Genomic DNA, 19341 nt, shown 5'->3' with positions numbered 1-19341 from the left:
TCGATGAAAGTGCTGATGATCTCGCTCAACTACGCCCCGGAAGTAACCGGGGTTGGAAAGTATTCTGCCGAGCTGGCGGAATGGCTCGCATTGCGCGGACATACGGTACGCGTAATCACCGCTTCTCCGTATTATCCGGAATGGCGCGTTCGCGCCGGCTATAACTCGCACACATACGTGACGGAACAGCTCAACAATGTTTCGGTGATACGCGTGCCCTTCTGGTGCCCGAAACGCCCTTCGGGCTTGAAGCGCATATTGCATCTGATGAGCTTCGCACTCTTCTCCATTCCCGCCGCGGCAGTGCAAATCGCGTGGCGTCCGCAAGCCGTATGGCTCGTCGAGCCGCCCTTGTTCGCGTCGCCCATGGCGCTGTTGGCAGCGCGCATCGCGAGTGCATCGTTCTGGCTTCACGTACAGGACTACGAGGTCGATGCCGCTTTCCGGCTTGGAATCCTGAAGGGCCGTGCGGCGAAGAAGCTCGCATCGTCCGCTGAAAAATGGCTGATGTCGCGCGCCGACGTGGTCTCCACACCTTCAGCCGCGATGACGCGACTGGCGGTGCAAAAAGGCGTCCTATGCGAGAACGCTTTTACATTTCCGAATTGGGTCGACATGCAGCATGCACAATCGGACAGCGCGGACAACTCGTATCGCGGGCAACTCGCTCTCGGTCGCGGCGTGCAGGTCGTACTTTATTCCGGCAATCTGGGGCTCAAGCAAGGTCTGGAAGTTATCGCGGATGCGGCAAAGCTTCTCGCGTGGCGCGAGGACATCATGTTCGTGATCTGCGGTGCCGGGCCCGCAAGATCGTTCCTGCTCGATAAGGCCCGCGACTTACCCAATGTCAAATTCCTCGATTTGCAGCCTAAAGAGCGCTTCCACGAACTGCTCGCGCTCGCGGACATGCATGTTCTGCCGCAACGCGCCGATGCCGCCGATCTCGTCATGCCATCGAAGCTCGGCGCCATGCTGTCGAGCAATCGGCCGGTTATCGCCACGGCGAATGAAGGCACCGAGCTATGGGACGTCGTGAATTCCGTCGGCCTCGCGGTCGAACCCGAGTCTCCAACTGCATTGACTAAAGCCATACTTCGTCTCGCCAATGACCGCTCGCTTCGTGAGCGTCTTGGTGCGCTCGGCCGACAATACGCGGCATCGAATCTCGCCAAGGAATCGATCCTTCTGCAATTCGAGGCGCGTCTGCGTAGTTCGGTCAAGGCCAAACGAGGTGTCGGCGATCAGGCGCCGACAACCTGAGCGCTTCGCTCTCAGCGCTTATTCCGGCTTCGTGCGCGAAATTCGGTTGGGGACATCGAGAATTCCTTGCGGAATAGCTTCGACAGTCTCTCTCCGTTGCTGAGGCCCGTTCGACGGGCGATCTTGTCGACCGGAAGATCGCTATTTTCGAGCAGCTTGCAAGTGAGATCGAGCCGCGCGCGAAGCAGATATTTCGAAGGCGTGACGCCGATCTCGCGCTTGAACAGACGCAGGAAGTTGCGCTCGCTCATCGAAGACATGCGCGCTGCATCGACGACGGATATCGCCTTTGCGCAGTTCAGCACGAGCCAACGCGCCGCCGCGCGCGCCTTCTCGGCCAGCGTCGTGTCATACATCTCTTCGAACGCCGCCTCGAGCGACAAGCCTCCGCCCGATTCGAGACGGTCCGCGACACGCATAGCCAGATCGGCGCCCAAGTCCTTCTTGACGAATGCAAGCGATGTCATCAATGCCTGATCGCGTTCATGCTCTGATAGGGTTTTGGTCGCCGAACTGGGCGGAATATCCTGCTTCATCGAAGGCCAGTCCCGCGGCGTAACGCCCGCGGCCGACAAGAGCATGTGCGCGTTTCCCATCGCGGTAATGGTGACGCTCTTCCCGCTCGCGCGTCTCAGGAGTTCCATAAGATTGTCGTCCGAGGACGCGCGTGCCACGCCGCTGCCTCCTGCGACGAAAAGGTTATCGAGACTATCGAATTTTCCTCCGGCGAGTTGGTCCGTCCACACGGACATGGAAGCAGAACACGAGACCGTACCCCCTCGAGCCGATACCAGATTCACGCGATATTTCAAAGAATGATTCGCTGCTTCGGATTGCAACTCGTTCGCCACATGCAGCGCTTCGGCGAGGGTGCCTGCGGCCAGCAAAGAGAAACCATCGTATAAAACAATGCCGATGTGCTTGATTACCGTCGAATCATGCATCGCATACGCGCAGTCGCCAGCGACGGACGTAGCTTCGAGGACGTCAGTTGAGGTTGACATCGCGGAGCCTCCAATTCGTTGCGTTAGTGTTATTCCTTCCGAACGAGCGTGTCGACTGTGGGCGTCGTTTAACTTTTGGGAGTCACCAGGCGTTCTCACAGACGCAGGTTACAGGTAAGAAAAAATTGCGTCGAGGCAACGATAAAAATAGACATCCATATGAAAAAACTTCTTAATCGCTCGCGGCGTTGAACGGATACGCACGTTCGTATGGACAGACGGCATAGTCGTGGACGGTACATTTGCAAACGCCGGCGTGATCGCACTCGCAATCGTTTGCTTTCGTAGCGTTTCGCGAAGTTAGGTGAAGAAGCGTATTCGCGCAGTGCCGAGCAATACAAAAACGGGCGCGAATTCGCGCCCGCCTCTCGCTGGAAGTATCTTTACGTATGCAGCAGAATCAAAAGCTATCTCGCGTTGCGTTCAAATCATATGTTATGACGAGCGTGCGTCGATTGATTCGCCAAAGGCGAATGCGACGTTTCGCGAAAAGTTCTCCATGAGCAAAGAGCCAATTCGCATCACGCGCGGTCATGCATGCCGGCATTGGCGCGTTTGATTCTTTTCTGCGAATCGGCGGCAGATGGCATCGGCAATGAACTAAAGCGCTGGCGTATTACGGACTACTCCGGCGTGCCACGCGCCTCGCAGGAACTCGGGAACCGTGCGCTCTCCTGCCTGATCCGTTCGCAATGCCTTGACCAATGGACGAGGTTATCCATCGCGTGACTCATCACTTCGATAGTTCCGTGATGTTCTTCGAAGGAGATTGTCAGAGCGACGTGCGAGGCAGATAGCCGCTCGGCTTGCCCTGCAATCTGCGGCTCACCTTGAGCGCGAACAACACAGGCTTCGTGATGTGCGGACGAAGGATGGCATGCTTGCGCACATACTTAGGAACGTACCACTGAGATCGCGTGCCCGCGTAAAACAATGCGGCGTGTCCCGCGCGCAGCGTGCGCGGTTCCTGACCTTCGGCGGTAATGATGACTTCGCCTTCGATCACATAGATGGTCTCGTCTTGCTCGAAGTACCAGTTGAAGCGGCCAGCGGTGCAATCCCAGACCCACGAGGAGGTCGTCGTGTCGAGACTTTGCGACCATCTGCCACTGCGGGCGACAGGATTGCCTTCGAGTATCCATGCGGGGTCGATCGGATCTGGTTCGAGCAACACATCGTCTAGACGTACGGACTCGAAAACGGGAGTTGGCATGAAGTCTCCTTATGGTGCGGCTTGATCGGTCATCGAAAGAGCGGGAGAGAGTCTGCGCTCGCTCATTCAGCAATCTGGCTCCGTCAAGGTTTCGGCGCCTTGCGCATTTACAGACAAAGAGGCAAGGAAAACGTTCATCATCAACATTACAGTCTGTAATGTTTGGCAATCTTATACAGCACGCCGGAATTGCGCAAACGAGAAACCGGTGTTTTGTATGAGCCAACGCACATACATAATTCTTGAATCCTAGCCTCGGTCTAAGGCTGGTTTGATAGCTCGCGCGGGTGAGGTGATCGAACGCGAGAACGGCAGTCGCCGAAGTTATCGAGCGATTGCCGTTCTGCCTTTGATTGACGTGTAGATGCTTCTGATCGCCGCCGATCGATCGACGGAGGGCATCTCGATGATGATCGAAGCAGAACTTTGGCGGGCTTCATAGACACTCCGTTTGAATGTATGGAATCAGCAAACTGCAAGCACATCTTAAGAATGCAGAGTTAGCTGGGAATTATCCAATTCAGCCGAAGTGTCGACGCATGCACAGCCGGAAGTTAGCGATGTCCATGCCGCTTGATGAACTCCATCAAGGCGGCAAAGGCAGGGGGTATGGAAGGATCGGCGGCCTGAAGATGAAGCGTATCGTCGCCATCGACATGGATCCGATAGGTGCGGCCGTCCGGAACAGGTTTCGTTGCGCGTGGCCTCGATGCGCTCGCCTCGGCGCGCGCCGCCACGACGAGATGCGCGAATGCAACGCCATCGTCGGGCGAAAGATCCTTCTCGTCGAGAACGATCGGCCGTGCAAGTCCGGGAAAGGCAGCTAACCCGCCATCGGTCGTCAGCTCCGCGTGCATTGAAGGCTCCCACGACGATTGATGTGAAGCGCAGCCCGTGCACACCAGCGCCGCGCCCGACAACAGGAGCGCGGCGAAGATGCGAGCGCGCGCACGATCACAATACACCGACTTCGTGCCATCCCTTCTTGACCGCCGATGCCTCCGCGCTGCTCGCGCCATATAGCCTGCTCGCCGTAGTTAGCGTCAGCTTCGCGAATGTCTTGAAGGTCGCGGTCGGCTTGAGGTGCGAGTCGGTCAGCGTCTCATACCAGATTCGCCCCGCCTTCTCCCAAGCATATCCGCCGATTTCAAGAGCGGTCATGCAGAACGCCTTGTTTGGAATGCCTGAGTTGATATGCACGCCGCCGTTGTCCTGCGTCGTGCGAACGTACTCGCTCATGTCGGCGGGCTGCGGATCCTTTCCGAGCCTCGGATCGTCGTAGGCCGTGCCGGGATTCTTCATCGAGCGAAGCGCGACGCCATTGACGCCCTTCGCGAGCAATCCCTCGCCGATAAGCCAGTCCGCCTTGTCCGCCGTCTGCTTGTGCGCGTATTGCTTGATGAGCGAGCCGAACACATCCGATATCGACTCGTTCAGCGCGCCCGCCTGCGTCATGTAATTCAGGCCGGCGGTATGTTCGGTCACGCCATGCGTCAATTCGTGACCGATGACATCCAGTGCAATGGTGAAGCGGTTGAAGAGCTCGCCGTCGCCATCGCCGAAAACCATCTGCTGCGAGTTCCAGAACGCGTTGTCATAGTCCTTGCCGAAATGGACGGTGCCGATGAGCGGCATGCCCGCATCGTCGATCGAATTGCGATGAAACACCTCCAGATAGAATTCGAAGGTCGCACCGAGACCGTCATAGGCTTCGTTGGCGGCATCGTCTTTTACGGGCTTCGCGCCTTCGGTACGAATGACCGTGCCGGGCAACGTTTCAGTTTCGTCGGCCGTGTAGATCGTGCGATGCGCGGAAGGCGCGGCGGCAGTGGGCATCGGCGCTGCGCGCCGGACTGCGAGCGTGGCCTCCACGGCACGGAAGGACCGCATCGTGTGATCCTTCGACAGCGTGTCGATGGCGATCTCGCGCTGCTTCGCGTCGCCATGCTTCGCGATGTGCTCCAGCATGTGCGGCGGCAGAATGCAATAGATGGAGTGAGGGCGTCCGGGTTTCAGGCGAGTGCACATGATCGTCTCCTTGGCGAATCGAATCGATGGATTGAGCGCGGCCACGACGAAAATCTAGACGATGCCTCCGAATAGTCAATAGATGCCCTTCTACCATTGCCAAGCGTTATGTCGATCCTCGCGAACCGCTTCATTCCGGCCTTCCATTCATGTAGATCTACTTAACTTCTTTCCGTGCCAAGAGACGCGAATGTGCGATAGCGAACATTGCATCGACGTCTAGATGTCCGGTCTCGTGCATGCATGGCGGTATACCCCATGCATGCGGCAAAACATCACTTTGTTGTCCAGCGCACCGAAGGCCAGAAACGAAAGGAGGTTAAATCTTGCAAAACGTGCAATGAGAACCTCAACAAATGCGCGACCTAAATAAAACATCGAGCGGCCCAGGGATTCAGTGCGTTGCCAATATCGCTTCTTACCGAAGCGAGCGCCTATGCGTCGGTAATTTTGGAAGTGGGGCCGACGCATGACGCCGATCGTCTTCGGAGGCCGCTTCGGGTGGCTTCACGTCGGCCATGGAAGCCACGGCGTCGTGCTATGCAACCCATTCGGGCATGAGGAAGCGTGGGGCCACAAGGCCATGCGCTATCTGGCCGAAGAGCTTTCCCGACGCGGTATTCCGGTCTTGCGCTTCGACTATCTGGCGACCGGCGATTCAGTCGGCATCGATCATGAGAGCGATCGGGTCGATCACTTCATCGTGGATATCGGCGCGGCTATCGAACGTTTGCGACAGGAAACGGGCGTAACGAAAGTCACGCTGTGCGGCTTGCGTCTGGGCGGCACACTGGCTGCGCTGGCATCGCATCATCCGCTGGTGGATTCGCTCGCGCTCCTCGCGCCCGTGGTCAACGGACGCCACTATCTGCGCGAACTCACCGCGCTGCGACAGACGTGGGTCGAAAATCTTCCCGTCGTCGTGAGAGCGGTGCAGGTCGATTCGCCATATCACGTGCTCGGTCAGGTTTATAGCGAAGCGTTTCGCAGCCGCCTGAGCGGGCTCGATCTCGGCAAGGCGATGAGTCATCAGTCCGCTCTGCCCAAGCGCGTGTTCGTGGCCGACTTGCGGCCGGGCGCGAGCCGGTCGCTATGCAACGTATTGCTCGATCGAGGCGTCGACGTGCAGACGGAAGCCTTCGACGACTACTTCGAATTCATGCAGGAGACTGCATCGTCGGTCTTGCCCGAGAAGACGCTCAAGCGCGCCGCGCAATGGATCGAGGAGGGCGTGGCCGAAGGCATGGCCCGCGATCTCAAGCCGGCCCGCGCGAGAAAGGCAGCGCGCCCGAGCATGAGCGACGATGCGATCATCGAAACGCCGGAAGCGATCGAGCGCCCGGTGATCTTCGGCGCTGCAGGACTCTTCGGCATCTTGTGCGAGCCGCGCGACGGACTGCCGGGCGGCCCTGTGATCGTCATCACGAATACGGCGGGCAGCGTGCATCAAGGCGACAGCCGGCTGTCCGTCCGCATGGCGAGGGAGATGGCACAACGCGGCATCGCATCGTTGCGCTTCGATGCGCGTGGCATCGGCGACAGTCCCGCACGTTCGCCGGATGGCACGCACGACACGGTTGCGTCGATTCATGCGCAAACCACGATCGAGGATGTCGCGACCGCAGCTGCATGGCTCAAACGCAAGGGCTACGATAACGTCGTTGTGTTCGGCATCTGCTCGGGTGCGTATAGCGCGTTGCGCGCGTCGCTGATCGAGCCGGCTATCGGCGCTGTCATCGCCGTGAATCTGCAGCGCTTCCATGTACCTGAGCATCTGACGCTGCAAGAGCTCAGAGCGCAGCGGCGCAACACGATGGCGCGTCTCGGACCCGCGATCCTGAAGCCGCAAAAATGGTGGCTCGTGCTGAGCGGCAAGCGCGGACTCAAGCCGATCCTGAAAGCTTTCGCATCGAATGCGGCGGCGCGGCTGCAATCGCAGATGCCCGGCGTGACGCGCAAGAAGGTCGTTCAGGCGGATCACGGTTCGCTCACGGATCCGCACAGCATCGTCCATGCGCTCGAACGCAAAGGCGTGCGCACGCTGCTCGTGTACGGCGCAGGCGACGAAGGTCTCGATCAACTGAACGCGCATTTCGGCAGGCACGGCAAGAAGCTGTCTCGAACGACGCGCGTCCGGGCCGCCGTGTGCGGCGACGTCGATCACGCGCTCTACGACACGCGCGCGCTCGCCACCGTGATCGCGATGTCCGACACCTTCATCAAGGATCTGAAGCCGGAAAGCGCGCCGGTCATGGAACCCATTGCGCCGCTCGGTGTTTCTCCGCAGCTCTAAGCTGATCTTCATCTCATCGACTCTGATACGGGACGTGGCTCGTCCGCGCACGCGCGTCCCGTATCGTTGACCACGCTGTTCGTCGGAATCCGACAAGTCCCCGCCCTCTGTTTCTCTGCGGCCCACACTTCGGCCTCGCCTATTGCGGATGGTTTCGGCGCGCGAATCGCGCTTCCACCCCGCAATCCCTTTCCTATCAGGCCGGCGAGTTAACCGAACAGATCCTCTAGTAGCCGCTGGCACAGCCCTCGCATATGTAGCTGCGAGCGCAACGATTGGTGCTCATCCAACCAACCAAGTCAGGAGCTACATCATGTTGAAGATCGACAACCTCGCTGTCAGCAAAGAACTCGGCCGTGCTGAAATGGGCGCCATCGTCGGCGGTTCCAGCATCTTCCAGAACAACGGCATCAACGCCAACGTCAACGGCGGCTTCTCCTTCGCCAGCCCGCAAACGAACGTCGCGCCCGTCACGCAAGTCGATGCCTCGCAACACACCGACGTCGACGTGAAGAACATCACCAAGTCGCTCGCTTCGGTCGGCAGCCTGCTTGGCGGCGTCGCACTCTGATTCCCCATCTCATCGCAATCATCCACGCATCCGGAGAACCATCATGTTGAAGATCGAATCCCTCGCAGTCAGCAAAGAACTCGACCGTGAAGAAATGGGCGCCATCGTCGGCGGCTCCAGCATCTTCCAGAACAACGGCGTCAACGCCAATGTCAACGGCGGCTTCTCGTTCGCCAGCCCGCAGACCAACGTCGCGCCCGTCACGCAAGTCGATGCGTCGCAACATATCGACGTCGACGTGAAGAACATCACGAAGTCGCTCACCACGGTCGGCAGCGAAATTCTCGGCGCGAAGCTGTAAGCATCATCCCTCGAAGGGAGAAGGAACCGACGACGTTTCCTTCTCCCTCTCGTCATTGTTCCGAAGGCCGCACGCGCGCACTGCGCGGATTGACCAGGCCGCTCCTCTTTTGGCTTTTTTCCGCCAAGGCAATCGCCTGCAAGTGGCTTTGTCACCAGCGTTGTACGGCGCGTGCATGTGATATGGGCTGTTTCACTGAGCCCGTCGCATTCGTGTACGCGGACCGTCGGTCGTGCGCCGACATGTTCGGCGATCTGTCATCGCGCAGCCGACGAATCGATGCGCCGCTCGTTCGTGAATGATGCTGTAGATGCCCGGTGAGCCTTGCTATTCAATGGATCGGCCTAACCGGACAACATCCGGACGCTTCTGGCACAGCTCTCGCATATGGAGATGCGAGCGCAACGATTGGTGCTCGTCCAACCCAACCCGTCCCAGGAGACACATCATGCTGAAGATCGAAAACCTCGCCGTTAGCAAAGAACTCGGTCGTGCTGAAATGGGCGCCATCGTCGGCGGCGCGAGCATCTTCCAGAACAACGGCATCAACGCCAACTACAACGGCGGCTTCTCGTTCGCCAGCCCGCAGACCAACGTCGCGCCCGTCACGCAAGTCGATGCTTCGACGCACACCAACGTCGACCTGACGAACGTGACGAAGACGCTTGATTCCGTCGGCAGCCTGATCGTGGGCGGAAAGCTGTAAGGCATCGTCTACAAGGGGAGAAGGGACAACGCTGCTTCCTTCTCCTTGCTTCTCTTCGCTGTACTCCCTTCCTGCCGGTTCTTCCTTCCCCGAGTTTCGACCCAACGCTCGATGCGAGCGCCGTTCGTCTTTTTCATCGATACTTCGTATTCCGTAGTTTCGTCTCTCTTCTTGCGGCGTGAAACGCGTCGCGTGTCTGATTACCATGCGTGTTCGCCGGCTCCAGACATGTTTCGAATATCTGTTTTTGGACGGCCGACAGGCGGCGACCATTAGCGACCTGGACTGCGCGTAGAGATCTGCTTTGAGCACCTCGATTTTGTATGTCGATCAATGACTTGCATTAACCGAACAGATCCTCTAGTAGCCGCTGGCACAGCCCTCGCATATGTAGCTGCGAGCGCAACGATTGGTGCTCATCCAACCAACCAAGTCAGGAGCTACATCATGTTGAAGATCGACAACCTCGCTGTCAGCAAAGAACTCGGCCGTGCTGAAATGGGCGCCATCGTCGGCGGTTCCAGCATCTTCCAGAACAACGGCATCAACGCCAACGTCAACGGCGGCTTCTCCTTCGCCAGCCCGCAAACGAACGTCGCGCCCGTCACGCAAGTCGATGCCTCGCAACACACCGACGTCGACGTGAAGAACATCACCAAGTCGCTCGCTTCGGTCGGCAGCCTGCTTGGCGGCGTCGCACTCTGATTCCCCATCTCATCGCAATCATCCACGCATGCGGAGAACCATCATGTTGAAGATCGAATCCCTCGCAGTCAGCAAAGAACTCGACCGTGAAGAAATGGGCGCTATCGTCGGCGGCTCCAGCATCTTCCAGAACAACGGCGTCAACGCCAATGTCAACGGCGGCTTCTCGTTCGCCAGCCCGCAGACCAACGTCGCGCCCGTCACGCAAGTCGATGCCTCGACGCACACGAACGTCGATCTGACCAACGTCACGAAGTCGATCGATGCGGTTGGCAGCGTGCTCGGCGGCGTGAAGCTGTAAGCCCTCACACAGCCATTCACGTCATCAGGAGAGACATCATGTTGAGAATCGAAAACCTCGCCGTCAGCAAGGAACTTGGTCGCGCTGAAATGGGCGCCATCGTCGGCGGCGCGAGCATCTTCCAGAACAACGGCATCAACGCCAACTCGATCACGGGCTTCGCGTTCGCGAGCCCGCAGATCAACGTGGCGCCGGTGACGCAGGTCGATGCATCGCAGTACACCAAGGTCGATCTGACCAACGTGACGAAGTCGCTCGACGCCATCGGCAGCCTGCTGCACGGCGTGAAAGCGTGAAGAACTGAAGCAGCACCGTCGACGGGAGAAGGAACAATTGTGCTTCCTTCTCCTTTCTTCACTACTTTGCGAGCGCAACTGCCTCGCGCTGCGCGATGAAATCCGCGGCAATGCTGTTATACGCAGCCGGAACGACATCGTGGATGTCACCGGCCTTCACCAGTTCACCGTGGTACAGAGCCCCGTCGTACTCGATATGAATCATGCTGTTCGGCGCGGGCTGCAGATAGCGATAGCCGCCCAACGATTGGATGGCCCCTCCGGTCCTGGCCTGGATCTCCTCCAGAGACGCAAACGGATCCTTCCCCTTTGTCAGGTTCGCCCACAAGTGCGTGGTCACGACCGTGTACGGCAACTGATAGATGATGGATCCCTTCGGCATCGGCGATTTGTCGGCGGCAAGCAGAAACGGCAGTCCGTTGATGGCCGGACCCTCGTCCTTGCGAATGGCATCCGAGATCGGCAGACCCGATACGTCGTCCAATTTGATCGTGATTCGCTCCAAGGCCGTCGACATGCCTCGCATGCCGAGCTCATAACCTTGCGATAGCTTCTGGAAGATCTTCGAGTTCGAACCGAAATGGATGTAGGGGCTCGATCGCGACGTGAACGCACCTTCCGCCGTGATATACAGCTGCGTCTCATAGTCTTGCGTATATGCGCCCGCTATCGTTGTGGTCTCTGCGATGAAGTTGTCGTCGCTATCACTGTCGACGTAGAACCGGGTTCTGCCCGAAGCGACGGGCGTGTAGCCTCCGCTGCCGGGATAGTTCGCATCGAACTGATAGAAGCCGCTGCCGCTGTCCTTCAAGAAGATGCTGTTAAAGAAGCTCGCGGCCGTACTGGATGATGTGGGCGCGTCCGATGAAGTCGATGCCGTATCCGCCGAATTCGACGATGTCCCTCCCGTCGCCCCGTTGCCGTTGTTCTCGACAGCCGAGAGTCCGCTGCCGCTTCCGCCTCCACATGCGGCGAGCGCGAGCAGCAGTCCGGCAGTGAGCGCCTTCGCTGTCGAATGAATCGACGCGAGCGTCAGACTCTTCTCGTTGGCCATGTTTTCTCCTTTGTTATTTGGGCCGCAGTGTCTTGACCATGCAATGCAGCCCGAGGTCGATCGCGCGTCAGAATTGCGCGGTCATCTGAAATCCGACCGTCACGCGCGATGTCTCGAGTGAAGACGGCTTGTAAATCGGCGTGCCCGCGAAGAAGTCATAGCTGAACCCAGCGTACTTCGACGGAATGCCGCCGCGAACGCCGATCACCGCGCCGACGAGCTGCGTGCCCGCGAGAAACTCGGTATTCGGGCCGAACACGCGACCGTAATCCACGCCGACGTAGAGCGACTGGCGCGTCTGTCCGATCGGCATCTGCAATTCGTTGCGCCAGTAGAAGCCTTTTTCTGCGGCCAACATTTGTTCGCCGTCGAAGCCGCGCACGGTGTAGCGGCTGCCGATCGTCAGGTCGTCGATGTAGTAAAGCTGATCGTTGGTGTATTGCCCGTGTACGGTCGTCACGTAGCGGAAGCTTTGCTTCGCAACGGCAAACGGCATCGACAGGTTCATATCGAGCACGGCCATCTTGAAGCGGTAGGTCGGTGCGCGCGTGGATATGGAGTAAGGATCCGGTTCCGGATCGGGTCTCGCGCCCAGACCACCGATGCCTTGGCGATACGCCAATGTCGCGTCGAACTGTGCACCGCCGAAGTAATGTCGATCGGTCAGTCCCAGTTCGAGGAAAGTATTGTTGCGTCGCTGTAGCCCGATCTCCGTGTCTTCGATGAAGCTCGCACCGAAGCGCTTCGAGAGTTGCATATAGCTGCTGAGCACGTCGCTCTGGCTGCGGCGCAGCACGCGCTGCAGTTTGAGCCCCGCGCTCTGCGAATTGCCGCTCGACACGAACGATTGATTCACACCGGCGATCTGCTGATAGTAAGTGTTCGTGTTGCCATACAGCGTCGCGGTCCAATAGCCCCATGGGATCGAGTAGGAACCGTTGAAGCCGTGCGAGCCCAAAGTCTTGTCGTCGAAGTACAGGTCCTGATTCGCGCCTACGCTCAGGATGTCGTTCAGTCCAAGAAGATTGTCGATGCCCAGGCTGACGTTGCCTTGCCACTTGCCGGTTGCACGGCTGCCGGAGTTGTCGACAGAGGCGACGAACGTCCAAGGCTTGGCGCGCTTGACGGTGATGACGACATCGCTCTCACCGGGCGAGCTGGTCGGATCGACCTTCATGTCGACGTCCTGGCTCGCGACGCGCTTCATCTGCTCGAGGCCTTGCTCGAGATCGCGCAGGTTCAGCACGTCGCCGGGACGCGCCGGAAAAGCGGTCTTCCATGTGCCCGACGTGTTGGGATCGGCAAAGCGCAATTCGCGGATCACGCCGGGGATCAGAGCGAACTTGAGCGTGCCGGTCGACAGGTCCTGTTCGGGCAGCAGCACACGCGTCGTGATCAGTCCGCGGCTCAGGATTGCCTGCTGAAGCGCCTTGGTCAGTACGTTCACGCCGTCCTTGCCGATGCATTGACCTTTGTAGTGGTCGAGCCACTCGCGGGCGAACGCGAACGGATCGAGCGGCAGCGATGATGCGCCCTGCTTCCGAATCGGCTCGGGCAGCGTTTGCGGCACATCGAGCTCGAAGGCGTCGATGCGAAAGCACGGCGTCTCTGAAGGAAGCAACGGATATCGCTTTTCGTCAGGGATTTCCGAGCGCACGGCCGGCGCTCGAATCGCCGATTCGCGTTGCTGTGCCTCGCGTTGTTGCTGGATTTGCTGATCCTGTATCGCATTCGCGCGCGCGGCGGCGGCTTCGTCTGTGAATGGAATTTGCTGCGCATTTGCTGCGAGCGACATCAGGGCTGTGAACGACAGAGCCGCAAGCCTTTTTCGGTAAATCATCAACTAACTTCTAGGTCTGAATGGAACAAAAAAACCGTCGCGGGCGGCGACAACATCCATACGCCAAACCCGAGCGACTTACCCGACCAAGGCCGAGCAGAACGCCGCTGCTGATGCGTGTGTCGGACGTGGAGAGAGCGTCGTCATCACCATGAACGACGCTCATGAGCGCCTGAACCCGGCCCGGTGAATGAGCCGTGCTCTGATTAACTACGATCCGTCCTTTTACTTTTTCTTCGCCTTCTCGGACGACCGACGGAAACTTCTTACTATCGCCGTCTCCGTCGTGGCCGTAAATAATCCTTTCCTGATCTTTCCATTCAATCAGAAAAAGATTGTGACTATCGTTGGACCATTTCAATACGGGTCAGACGTTGAGAGTCATTCCGTCGTGCTGTCGGCTGCGGTTCGGCCTCGCGCGTCACGCCGACGGCGACTATGCGTAGGTCAATCAGCGGGCCGAGATTCTGGCCGGCGAAGGCGGCTTTAACGTCAATGTGAAGGGCAACATCGATCTGAAAGGCGCGGTGATTGCAAGTGCCGCGGACGCACCGCAGAACAGCTTGAGTACACTGGCACGCTGACGTACAGCGACATCGAGGGCCGTGATCACGGATCTACGTGATCACGATCAAGCGCATACAACACGCGTTCTGCGCGCCGAAGCTCGCGCTGCCTCCGCTTGACGAATCGTGAACCCGCCGCCCGCGCTGCTCCGATGCGCGCTGCTCGTGGTCACATCCTGCACGCTGACGATGTTCAGATCACCAACGTCCGACACGCGCCGCGTTGCCGAGTCAGAATCCCTTTTTTGCTGATGCGCCAATGACCTGCATCGGTCTTGCGCTGCCCGCATTGACGCTCGTATTCCGCTGCGCCGCGAGCGTGCCACCGTTCGTCAGCGCGCCGGATGTAGGGACGATCACGTCGCGCTGAGAAACCCATCGACTTTCATCAAAAACAGCCCCGCAGCAGCCGGTCCGCGCGCCGATTTCCCACCCCAGTTATCATCGGTTCCACCTCTCGTCCGAGCGTGAAACCATGAGCACACTTCCCTACCGCAGCGCCCTCATCGTCGGTGCCGGGCCAGGCATCAGCGGCTCTCTTACGCGGCGTCTGCGCGCCGAAAACATTCCGGTTGTCATCGCGGCGCGCAATGTCGAAAAGCTCGCGGCGCTCGTCGATGAAACCGGCGCCATCGCGCTACCCGTCGATGCATCCGATGCCGGTCAGATCGAAACGCTCTTCGCCCAGACCGAAGCCCGCATCGGCGCGCCGGAAATCGTCATCTACAACGCGAGCGGGCGCGTGCGCGGACCCATCGCGGAACTCGATGCCGAAGAAGTCGCGCAGGCTGTCGCCGTCTCGGCGCTCGGCGCGTTTCACGCCGTCCAGCAGGCCGCGCGCCGCATGATTCCCGCCGGCAAAGGCGCGATCCTGCTGACGGGCGCGACGGCGGGCGTCAAGGGTTTCGCGCTGTCCGCGCCCTTCGCGATGGGCAAGTTCGCGTTGCGCGGCCTCGCACAAAGCGCCGCGCGCGAACTGGCGCCGAAGGGCATTCACGTCGCGCATTTCGTGATCGACGGCGGCGTGCGCGCCGAACATCGCGCCGATCCGCCCGACGCGCCGGACAGCACGCTCGATCCCGACGCCATCGCGCAAACCTATCTCGATGTGCTGCGCCAGCATCGCAGCGCGTGGACGTGGGAAATCGAGCTGCGGCCGTGGGTGGAGAAGTTCTGAAGCGTCACGCGCTCGCGGCGAGCTGGCCGATCCGCTCGGCCATCGCGCGGTCGACGGGCGTGTAGACGATCATGCCGAGATCCGGCCGGCCATCGACGGAAAACGCCGAATATTCCAGCTCGACCGATCCGAGCGCCGGATGCATCAGACGCTTGATGCCGCCGCCTTCTTCGTGGCTGTGGACGTCGTTGTCGCGCCAGAGCGCGTCGAATTCGGGACTCGCGTGCCGAAGCTCTTCGACGAGCTCGCCGACTTCCGACACCAGCCCCGCGCGCGCCACATCCGCCCGGAACGCGCCGACGACGAAGCGCGCGACGCTGTCCCAGTCGTGCTGCCGCGCGCGGACATCGGGATTGCGGAACAGGAATCGCAGGATATTGCGCCCTCCGGGCGGCAGCGTGCCGTAATCGGTCAGCACGACGGCCGCGGCGCGATTCCACGCGACGACATCCCACGTCGGCGTCTTGACGATAGCCGGGCTCGTCTGCAGCGAATCGAGCAGACGCTGAAGCCGCGGACTGACGCCATCGGCGGACCGGTAACGGACTTCCGGCGGCCGTCCCAGCCCGAGCATGAAGAGATGCTCGCGCTCGGCATCGGTGAGCAACAGCGCGCCGCAGATGCGCTCCAGCACATCGGCCGACGGCGCGCCGCCGCGTCCCTGCTCCAGCCACGTGTACCAGGTCGGACTGATGTTCGCGCGCTGGGCGACCTCTTCGCGGCGCAGGCCGGGCGTGCGGCGGCGTCCGGCGAAACCGAAGCTCGCCGGATCGAGACGCGTGCGCCGGCTGCGCAGAAAATCGCCGAGCGATCTGGCCGTATCCACGGATATGAAACCCTGTTAGTCGTTTTAATAGGATGACGTCACTACTTTAACGGGATAAAAAAACGTTGGATAGTGAGCGCCATTCGACCAGGGAGCTTCACCATGCGAATTTTTCTGACGGGCGCGACCGGCTTCATCGGCTCGGCCTTGGTGCACGAATTGATCAACGCGGGTCATCGGGTGATCGGCATGACGCGCTCGGATGCGGGCGCGCGGGCGCTCGAAGATGCCGGCGCCGAAGTGCATCGCGGCACGCTGGAAGATCCGGAAAGCCTCGCGCGCGGCGCGGCGCTGGCGGATGCGGTCATCCACACGGCCTTCGATCACGACTTCTCGCGCTTCGTCGAGAACTGCGAAAAGGACAAGCGCGCGATCGCCGCGCTCGGATCGGCGCTCGCGGGCACGAATCGTCCGCTCGTCATCACGTCGGGCACCGGCATGGGCAGCGGCGAGCACGGCGAACCGGCGCGCGAGGACGTCTTCAACACGCGCCATCCGAATCCGCGCATCGCGTCCGAGCTGGCGGGGAACACGCTGCTCGATTCCGGCATCAACGTGTCGGTGGTGAGACTGCCGCAGGTTCACGATCCGTTGAAGCAGGGTCTCATCACGCCGCTCATCGGCATTGCGCGCGACAAGGGCGTCGTCGCTTATGTGGGCGATGGCGGCAATCGCTGGCCGGCGGGCCATGTCTCCGATGCCGCGCGGCTCTACCGGCTCGCCGTCGAGAAGGCGGAAAGCGGCGCGCGTTATCACGCGGTCGGCGAGGAAGGCATCGCGAGCCGCGCGATTGCCGAAGCGCTCGGACGCGGGCTGAAGCTGCCGGTCACGTCGATTTCTCCGGACGATGCAGCCGCGCATTTCGGCTGGATGGCGATGTTCGTCGGCCTGGACATGCCCGCGTCGAGCGCGCTGACGCAGGCGCGCCTCGGATGGAAACCGACAGGCCCGACGCTCATCGCCGATTTGGACGAAGCCCGCTACCCCTGACGCGTTTCGTTTGGCGCAAATGCCCCCGAAACTGTCATTTCCGACAATAGCCGGAACGCTCCGACTCGCCTAAAGTGATCGGCATTCGATCACCTTTCGCAACCGGAGCCGATATGATCCGCCCGACCCACGCCGCACTCGACCGCCCGATCTGGACCGCGCTGACCACGAAGCAGGCGCATCTCGGCCTCGGCGACACACTCGCGCGGCGTTTCCATCCGGATGTCGCGCCGTTCGGGGCCATCGCCTCCGATACACCCGATGCCTGGCGCGCGCTGCACGCGCTGCTGCAACCCGGCGAACACGTCGCGATGCTGTCGGCGGATGCGCTCGCGGACATCGGCGCATTGCACGCGGAGCGCGTCGGCGCCATCCATCAGATGATCGCGACGTCGCGTTTCACGCAAAGCATCGACGACCGCGACGTGATCGCGCTCGGCGCTGCCGATATCGACGCCATGCTCGCGCTCGTGCAACGCACGAAACCCGGTCCGTTCGGCAGGCGCACGCGCGAAATGGGCCGCTACATCGGGATTCGCGAGCAAGGCGAACTCATCGCGATGGCGGGCGAGCGCATGGCCATCGACGGTCATGTGGAGATCAGCGCGGTGTGCGTCGATGAACGTTGCCGCGGACGCGGCCTGGCCGGACGGCTCATGAACATCCTGCGCAAGGAAATCGGCGAGCGCGGCGACACGCCGTTTCTGCATGTCTTCAGTCACAACGAAAGCGCCATCGCGCTGTATGAACGGCTCGGCTTCGAGCTGCGTCACGCGTTCACGTTGATGCGAATCAGCCGCCCGATGAAATAAGCATTCACTTGCGGCGAATGCGCAGGTGCCCGCATTCCAGCGCAATGTCGTAATTCTTCTATCCGCGCGAGCCGGCTTTCGATGGAATACGGGACAGTCACGCGTTCCCGCAGCAACCCGCTTCTCTCTTACATGGGTACCATCATGTTCAATCGCGCAGCCAGCACCGTTGAAAACGTCGATCCGGAACTCTGGGCGGCCATCACGAATGAAAACCGACGCCAGGAAGATCACATTGAGCTGATCGCGTCGGAGAACTACACGAGCCCGGCCGTGATGGCCGCGCAAGGCTCGCAGCTCACCAACAAGTACGCGGAAGGCTATCCGGGCAAGCGCTATTACGGCGGTTGCGAATATGTCGACGTGGTGGAGCAGCTCGCGATCGATCGCGTGAAGGAGCTTTTCGGCGCCGAAGCCGCGAACGTGCAGCCGAATTCCGGCTCGCAGGCCAATCAGGGCGTGTTCTTCGCGATGCTCAAGCCCGGCGACACCATCATGGGCCTGAGCCTCGCGCACGGCGGCCACCTTACGCACGGCTCGCCGGTCAACATGTCGGGCAAATGGTTCAACGTCGTGAGCTACGGTCTCAACGAAGCCGAAGACATCGACTACGAAGCGGCCGAGCAACTCGCGAACGAACACAAGCCGAAGCTGATCGTCGCGGGCGCGTCGGCGTTTGCGCTGAAGATCGATTTCGAGCGTCTTTCGAAGATCGCGAAGAGCGTCGGCGCGTATCTGATGGTCGACATGGCGCACTATGCCGGCCTGATCGCGGCGGGCGTGTATCCCAATCCGGTGCCGCACGCCGATTTCGTCACGACGACCACGCACAAGAGCCTGCGCGGCCCGCGCGGCGGCGTCATTCTGATGAAGGCCGAGTTCGAGAAGCAGATCAACTCGGCCATTTTCCCGGGCATTCAAGGCGGTCCGCTGATGCATGTGATCGCCGCGAAGGCCGTCGCGTTCAAGGAAGCGCTGTCGCCGGAGTTCAAGGAATATCAGCAGCGCGTGGTCGACAACGCGCGCGTGCTGGCCGAAACGCTCGTGAAGCGCGGTCTGCGTATCGTCTCGGGCCGCACGGAAAGCCATGTGATGCTTGTCGATCTGCGCGCGAAAAAAATCACCGGCAAGGCCGCGGAAGCCGCATTGGGCGCCGCGCACATCACGGTCAACAAGAACGCCATTCCGAACGATCCGGAGAAGCCGTTCGTCACGAGCGGCGTGCGCCTCGGCTCGCCCGCAATGACCACGCGCGGCTTCGGCACGAAGGAAGCGGAGATCGTCGGCAACCTGATCGCCGATGTGCTCGAAAGCCCGGAAGACGCGGGCAACCTCGAACGCGTTCGTCAGCAGGTCGCGGAATTGACCAAGCGCTTCCCCGTGTACGGCTGATCTGAA

General features: G+C 60.4%; 19 protein-coding genes. 12 read left to right on the top strand and 7 right to left on the bottom strand.

The annotated features are described in order from the left end of the window. Positions 1–3 precede the first annotated feature (3 nt). Positions 4–1260, top strand: a complete 1257-nt coding sequence (locus tag BG60_RS01120; protein WP_008346280.1) for a glycosyltransferase WbuB — start codon at positions 4–6, stop codon at positions 1258–1260. A gap of 11 nt (positions 1261–1271) precedes the next feature. Here BG60_RS01120 and BG60_RS01115 read toward each other — a convergent pair whose 3' ends face one another. From BG60_RS01115 to BG60_RS01100, 4 genes are all read right to left on the bottom strand, one after another. Next, on the bottom strand, positions 1272–2363 hold the full coding sequence (locus tag BG60_RS01115; protein ID WP_235366191.1) for a GlxA family transcriptional regulator: 1092 nt from the start codon (positions 2361–2363) through the stop codon (positions 1272–1274). Positions 2364–3036: 673 nt separating this feature from the next. Beyond that, a complete protein-coding gene (locus BG60_RS01110; protein WP_033536022.1) occupies positions 3037–3477 on the bottom strand; it encodes a cupin domain-containing protein in 441 nt (146 codons plus the stop codon). A 554-nt stretch (positions 3478–4031) separates the two neighbouring features. Continuing rightward, the gene (locus BG60_RS01105; RefSeq protein ID WP_033536023.1) at positions 4032–4334 is read right to left on the bottom strand and encodes a protealysin inhibitor emfourin; all 303 of its coding nucleotides are present in this window, start codon (positions 4332–4334) and stop codon (positions 4032–4034) included. A 97-nt stretch (positions 4335–4431) separates the two neighbouring features. After that, positions 4432–5505, bottom strand: a complete 1074-nt coding sequence (locus tag BG60_RS01100; protein ID WP_033536051.1) for a M4 family metallopeptidase — start codon at positions 5503–5505, stop codon at positions 4432–4434. A 469-nt stretch (positions 5506–5974) separates the two neighbouring features. Here BG60_RS01100 and BG60_RS01095 point away from each other — a divergent pair, with 469 nt between their 5' ends. The 7 genes from BG60_RS01095 to BG60_RS01065 all read left to right on the top strand — a co-directional run bounded on the left by BG60_RS01095 (position 5975) and on the right by BG60_RS01065 (position 10678). Then, a complete protein-coding gene (locus BG60_RS01095; RefSeq protein WP_008346272.1) occupies positions 5975–7798 on the top strand; it encodes an alpha/beta fold hydrolase in 1824 nt (607 codons plus the stop codon). A 313-nt stretch (positions 7799–8111) separates the two neighbouring features. Next, positions 8112–8369, top strand: coding sequence for a hypothetical protein (locus BG60_RS01090; RefSeq protein ID WP_008346270.1), 258 nt, complete (start codon positions 8112–8114; stop codon positions 8367–8369). A gap of 43 nt (positions 8370–8412) precedes the next feature. Further along, on the top strand, positions 8413–8670 hold the full coding sequence (locus BG60_RS01085) for a hypothetical protein (RefSeq protein WP_008346268.1): 258 nt from the start codon (positions 8413–8415) through the stop codon (positions 8668–8670). A 448-nt stretch (positions 8671–9118) separates the two neighbouring features. Beyond that, positions 9119–9376, top strand: a complete 258-nt coding sequence (locus BG60_RS01080) for a hypothetical protein (protein WP_008346266.1) — start codon at positions 9119–9121, stop codon at positions 9374–9376. A 447-nt stretch (positions 9377–9823) separates the two neighbouring features. Then, a complete protein-coding gene (locus BG60_RS01075) occupies positions 9824–10081 on the top strand; it encodes a hypothetical protein (RefSeq protein WP_008346270.1) in 258 nt (85 codons plus the stop codon). Between the two features lie 43 nt (positions 10082–10124). Further along, positions 10125–10382 carry a hypothetical protein gene (locus tag BG60_RS01070; protein ID WP_008346263.1) on the top strand — a complete coding sequence of 86 codons (258 nt, stop codon included), beginning with the start codon at positions 10125–10127 and terminating at the stop codon, positions 10380–10382. A 38-nt stretch (positions 10383–10420) separates the two neighbouring features. Further along, on the top strand, positions 10421–10678 hold the full coding sequence (locus BG60_RS01065) for a hypothetical protein (RefSeq protein ID WP_008346261.1): 258 nt from the start codon (positions 10421–10423) through the stop codon (positions 10676–10678). A gap of 61 nt (positions 10679–10739) precedes the next feature. Here the strand turns inward: BG60_RS01065 and BG60_RS01060 are convergent, their stop codons facing one another. Both BG60_RS01060 and BG60_RS01055 read right to left on the bottom strand, forming a co-directional pair. After that, on the bottom strand, positions 10740–11732 hold the full coding sequence (locus BG60_RS01060; RefSeq protein ID WP_008346259.1) for a hypothetical protein: 993 nt from the start codon (positions 11730–11732) through the stop codon (positions 10740–10742). Between the two features lie 67 nt (positions 11733–11799). Continuing rightward, complete coding sequence (locus BG60_RS01055; RefSeq protein ID WP_008346256.1) at positions 11800–13572, bottom strand: ShlB/FhaC/HecB family hemolysin secretion/activation protein; 1773 nt, start codon at positions 13570–13572, stop codon at positions 11800–11802. A gap of 1041 nt (positions 13573–14613) precedes the next feature. Here BG60_RS01055 and BG60_RS01050 point away from each other — a divergent pair. Further along, on the top strand, positions 14614–15315 hold the full coding sequence (locus BG60_RS01050; protein WP_008346254.1) for an SDR family NAD(P)-dependent oxidoreductase: 702 nt from the start codon (positions 14614–14616) through the stop codon (positions 15313–15315). Positions 15316–15319: 4 nt separating this feature from the next. Here BG60_RS01050 and BG60_RS01045 read toward each other — a convergent pair whose 3' ends face one another. After that, complete coding sequence (locus tag BG60_RS01045; RefSeq protein ID WP_008346252.1) at positions 15320–16141, bottom strand: helix-turn-helix transcriptional regulator; 822 nt, start codon at positions 16139–16141, stop codon at positions 15320–15322. A 102-nt stretch (positions 16142–16243) separates the two neighbouring features. On the opposite strand from BG60_RS01045, the gene BG60_RS01040 reads away from it, so the two are divergent. From BG60_RS01040 to glyA, 3 genes are all read left to right on the top strand, one after another. Beyond that, the gene (locus tag BG60_RS01040) at positions 16244–17131 is read left to right on the top strand and encodes an SDR family oxidoreductase (protein WP_008346249.1); all 888 of its coding nucleotides are present in this window, start codon (positions 16244–16246) and stop codon (positions 17129–17131) included. A 113-nt stretch (positions 17132–17244) separates the two neighbouring features. After that, positions 17245–17943, top strand: a complete 699-nt coding sequence (locus BG60_RS01035) for a GNAT family N-acetyltransferase (protein ID WP_008346248.1) — start codon at positions 17245–17247, stop codon at positions 17941–17943. Between the two features lie 144 nt (positions 17944–18087). Then, complete coding sequence (gene glyA, locus BG60_RS01030; RefSeq protein WP_008346246.1) at positions 18088–19335, top strand: serine hydroxymethyltransferase; 1248 nt, start codon at positions 18088–18090, stop codon at positions 19333–19335. The last annotated feature ends 6 nt before the right edge of the window (positions 19336–19341 follow it).

It is taken from the genome of Caballeronia zhejiangensis, from assembly GCF_000698575.1.
Classification (GTDB): Bacteria; Pseudomonadota; Gammaproteobacteria; order Burkholderiales; family Burkholderiaceae; genus Caballeronia; species Caballeronia zhejiangensis.
Note: the sequence above shows the minus strand (reverse complement) of the source record. Positions and strands in the feature narration are given on the sequence as shown.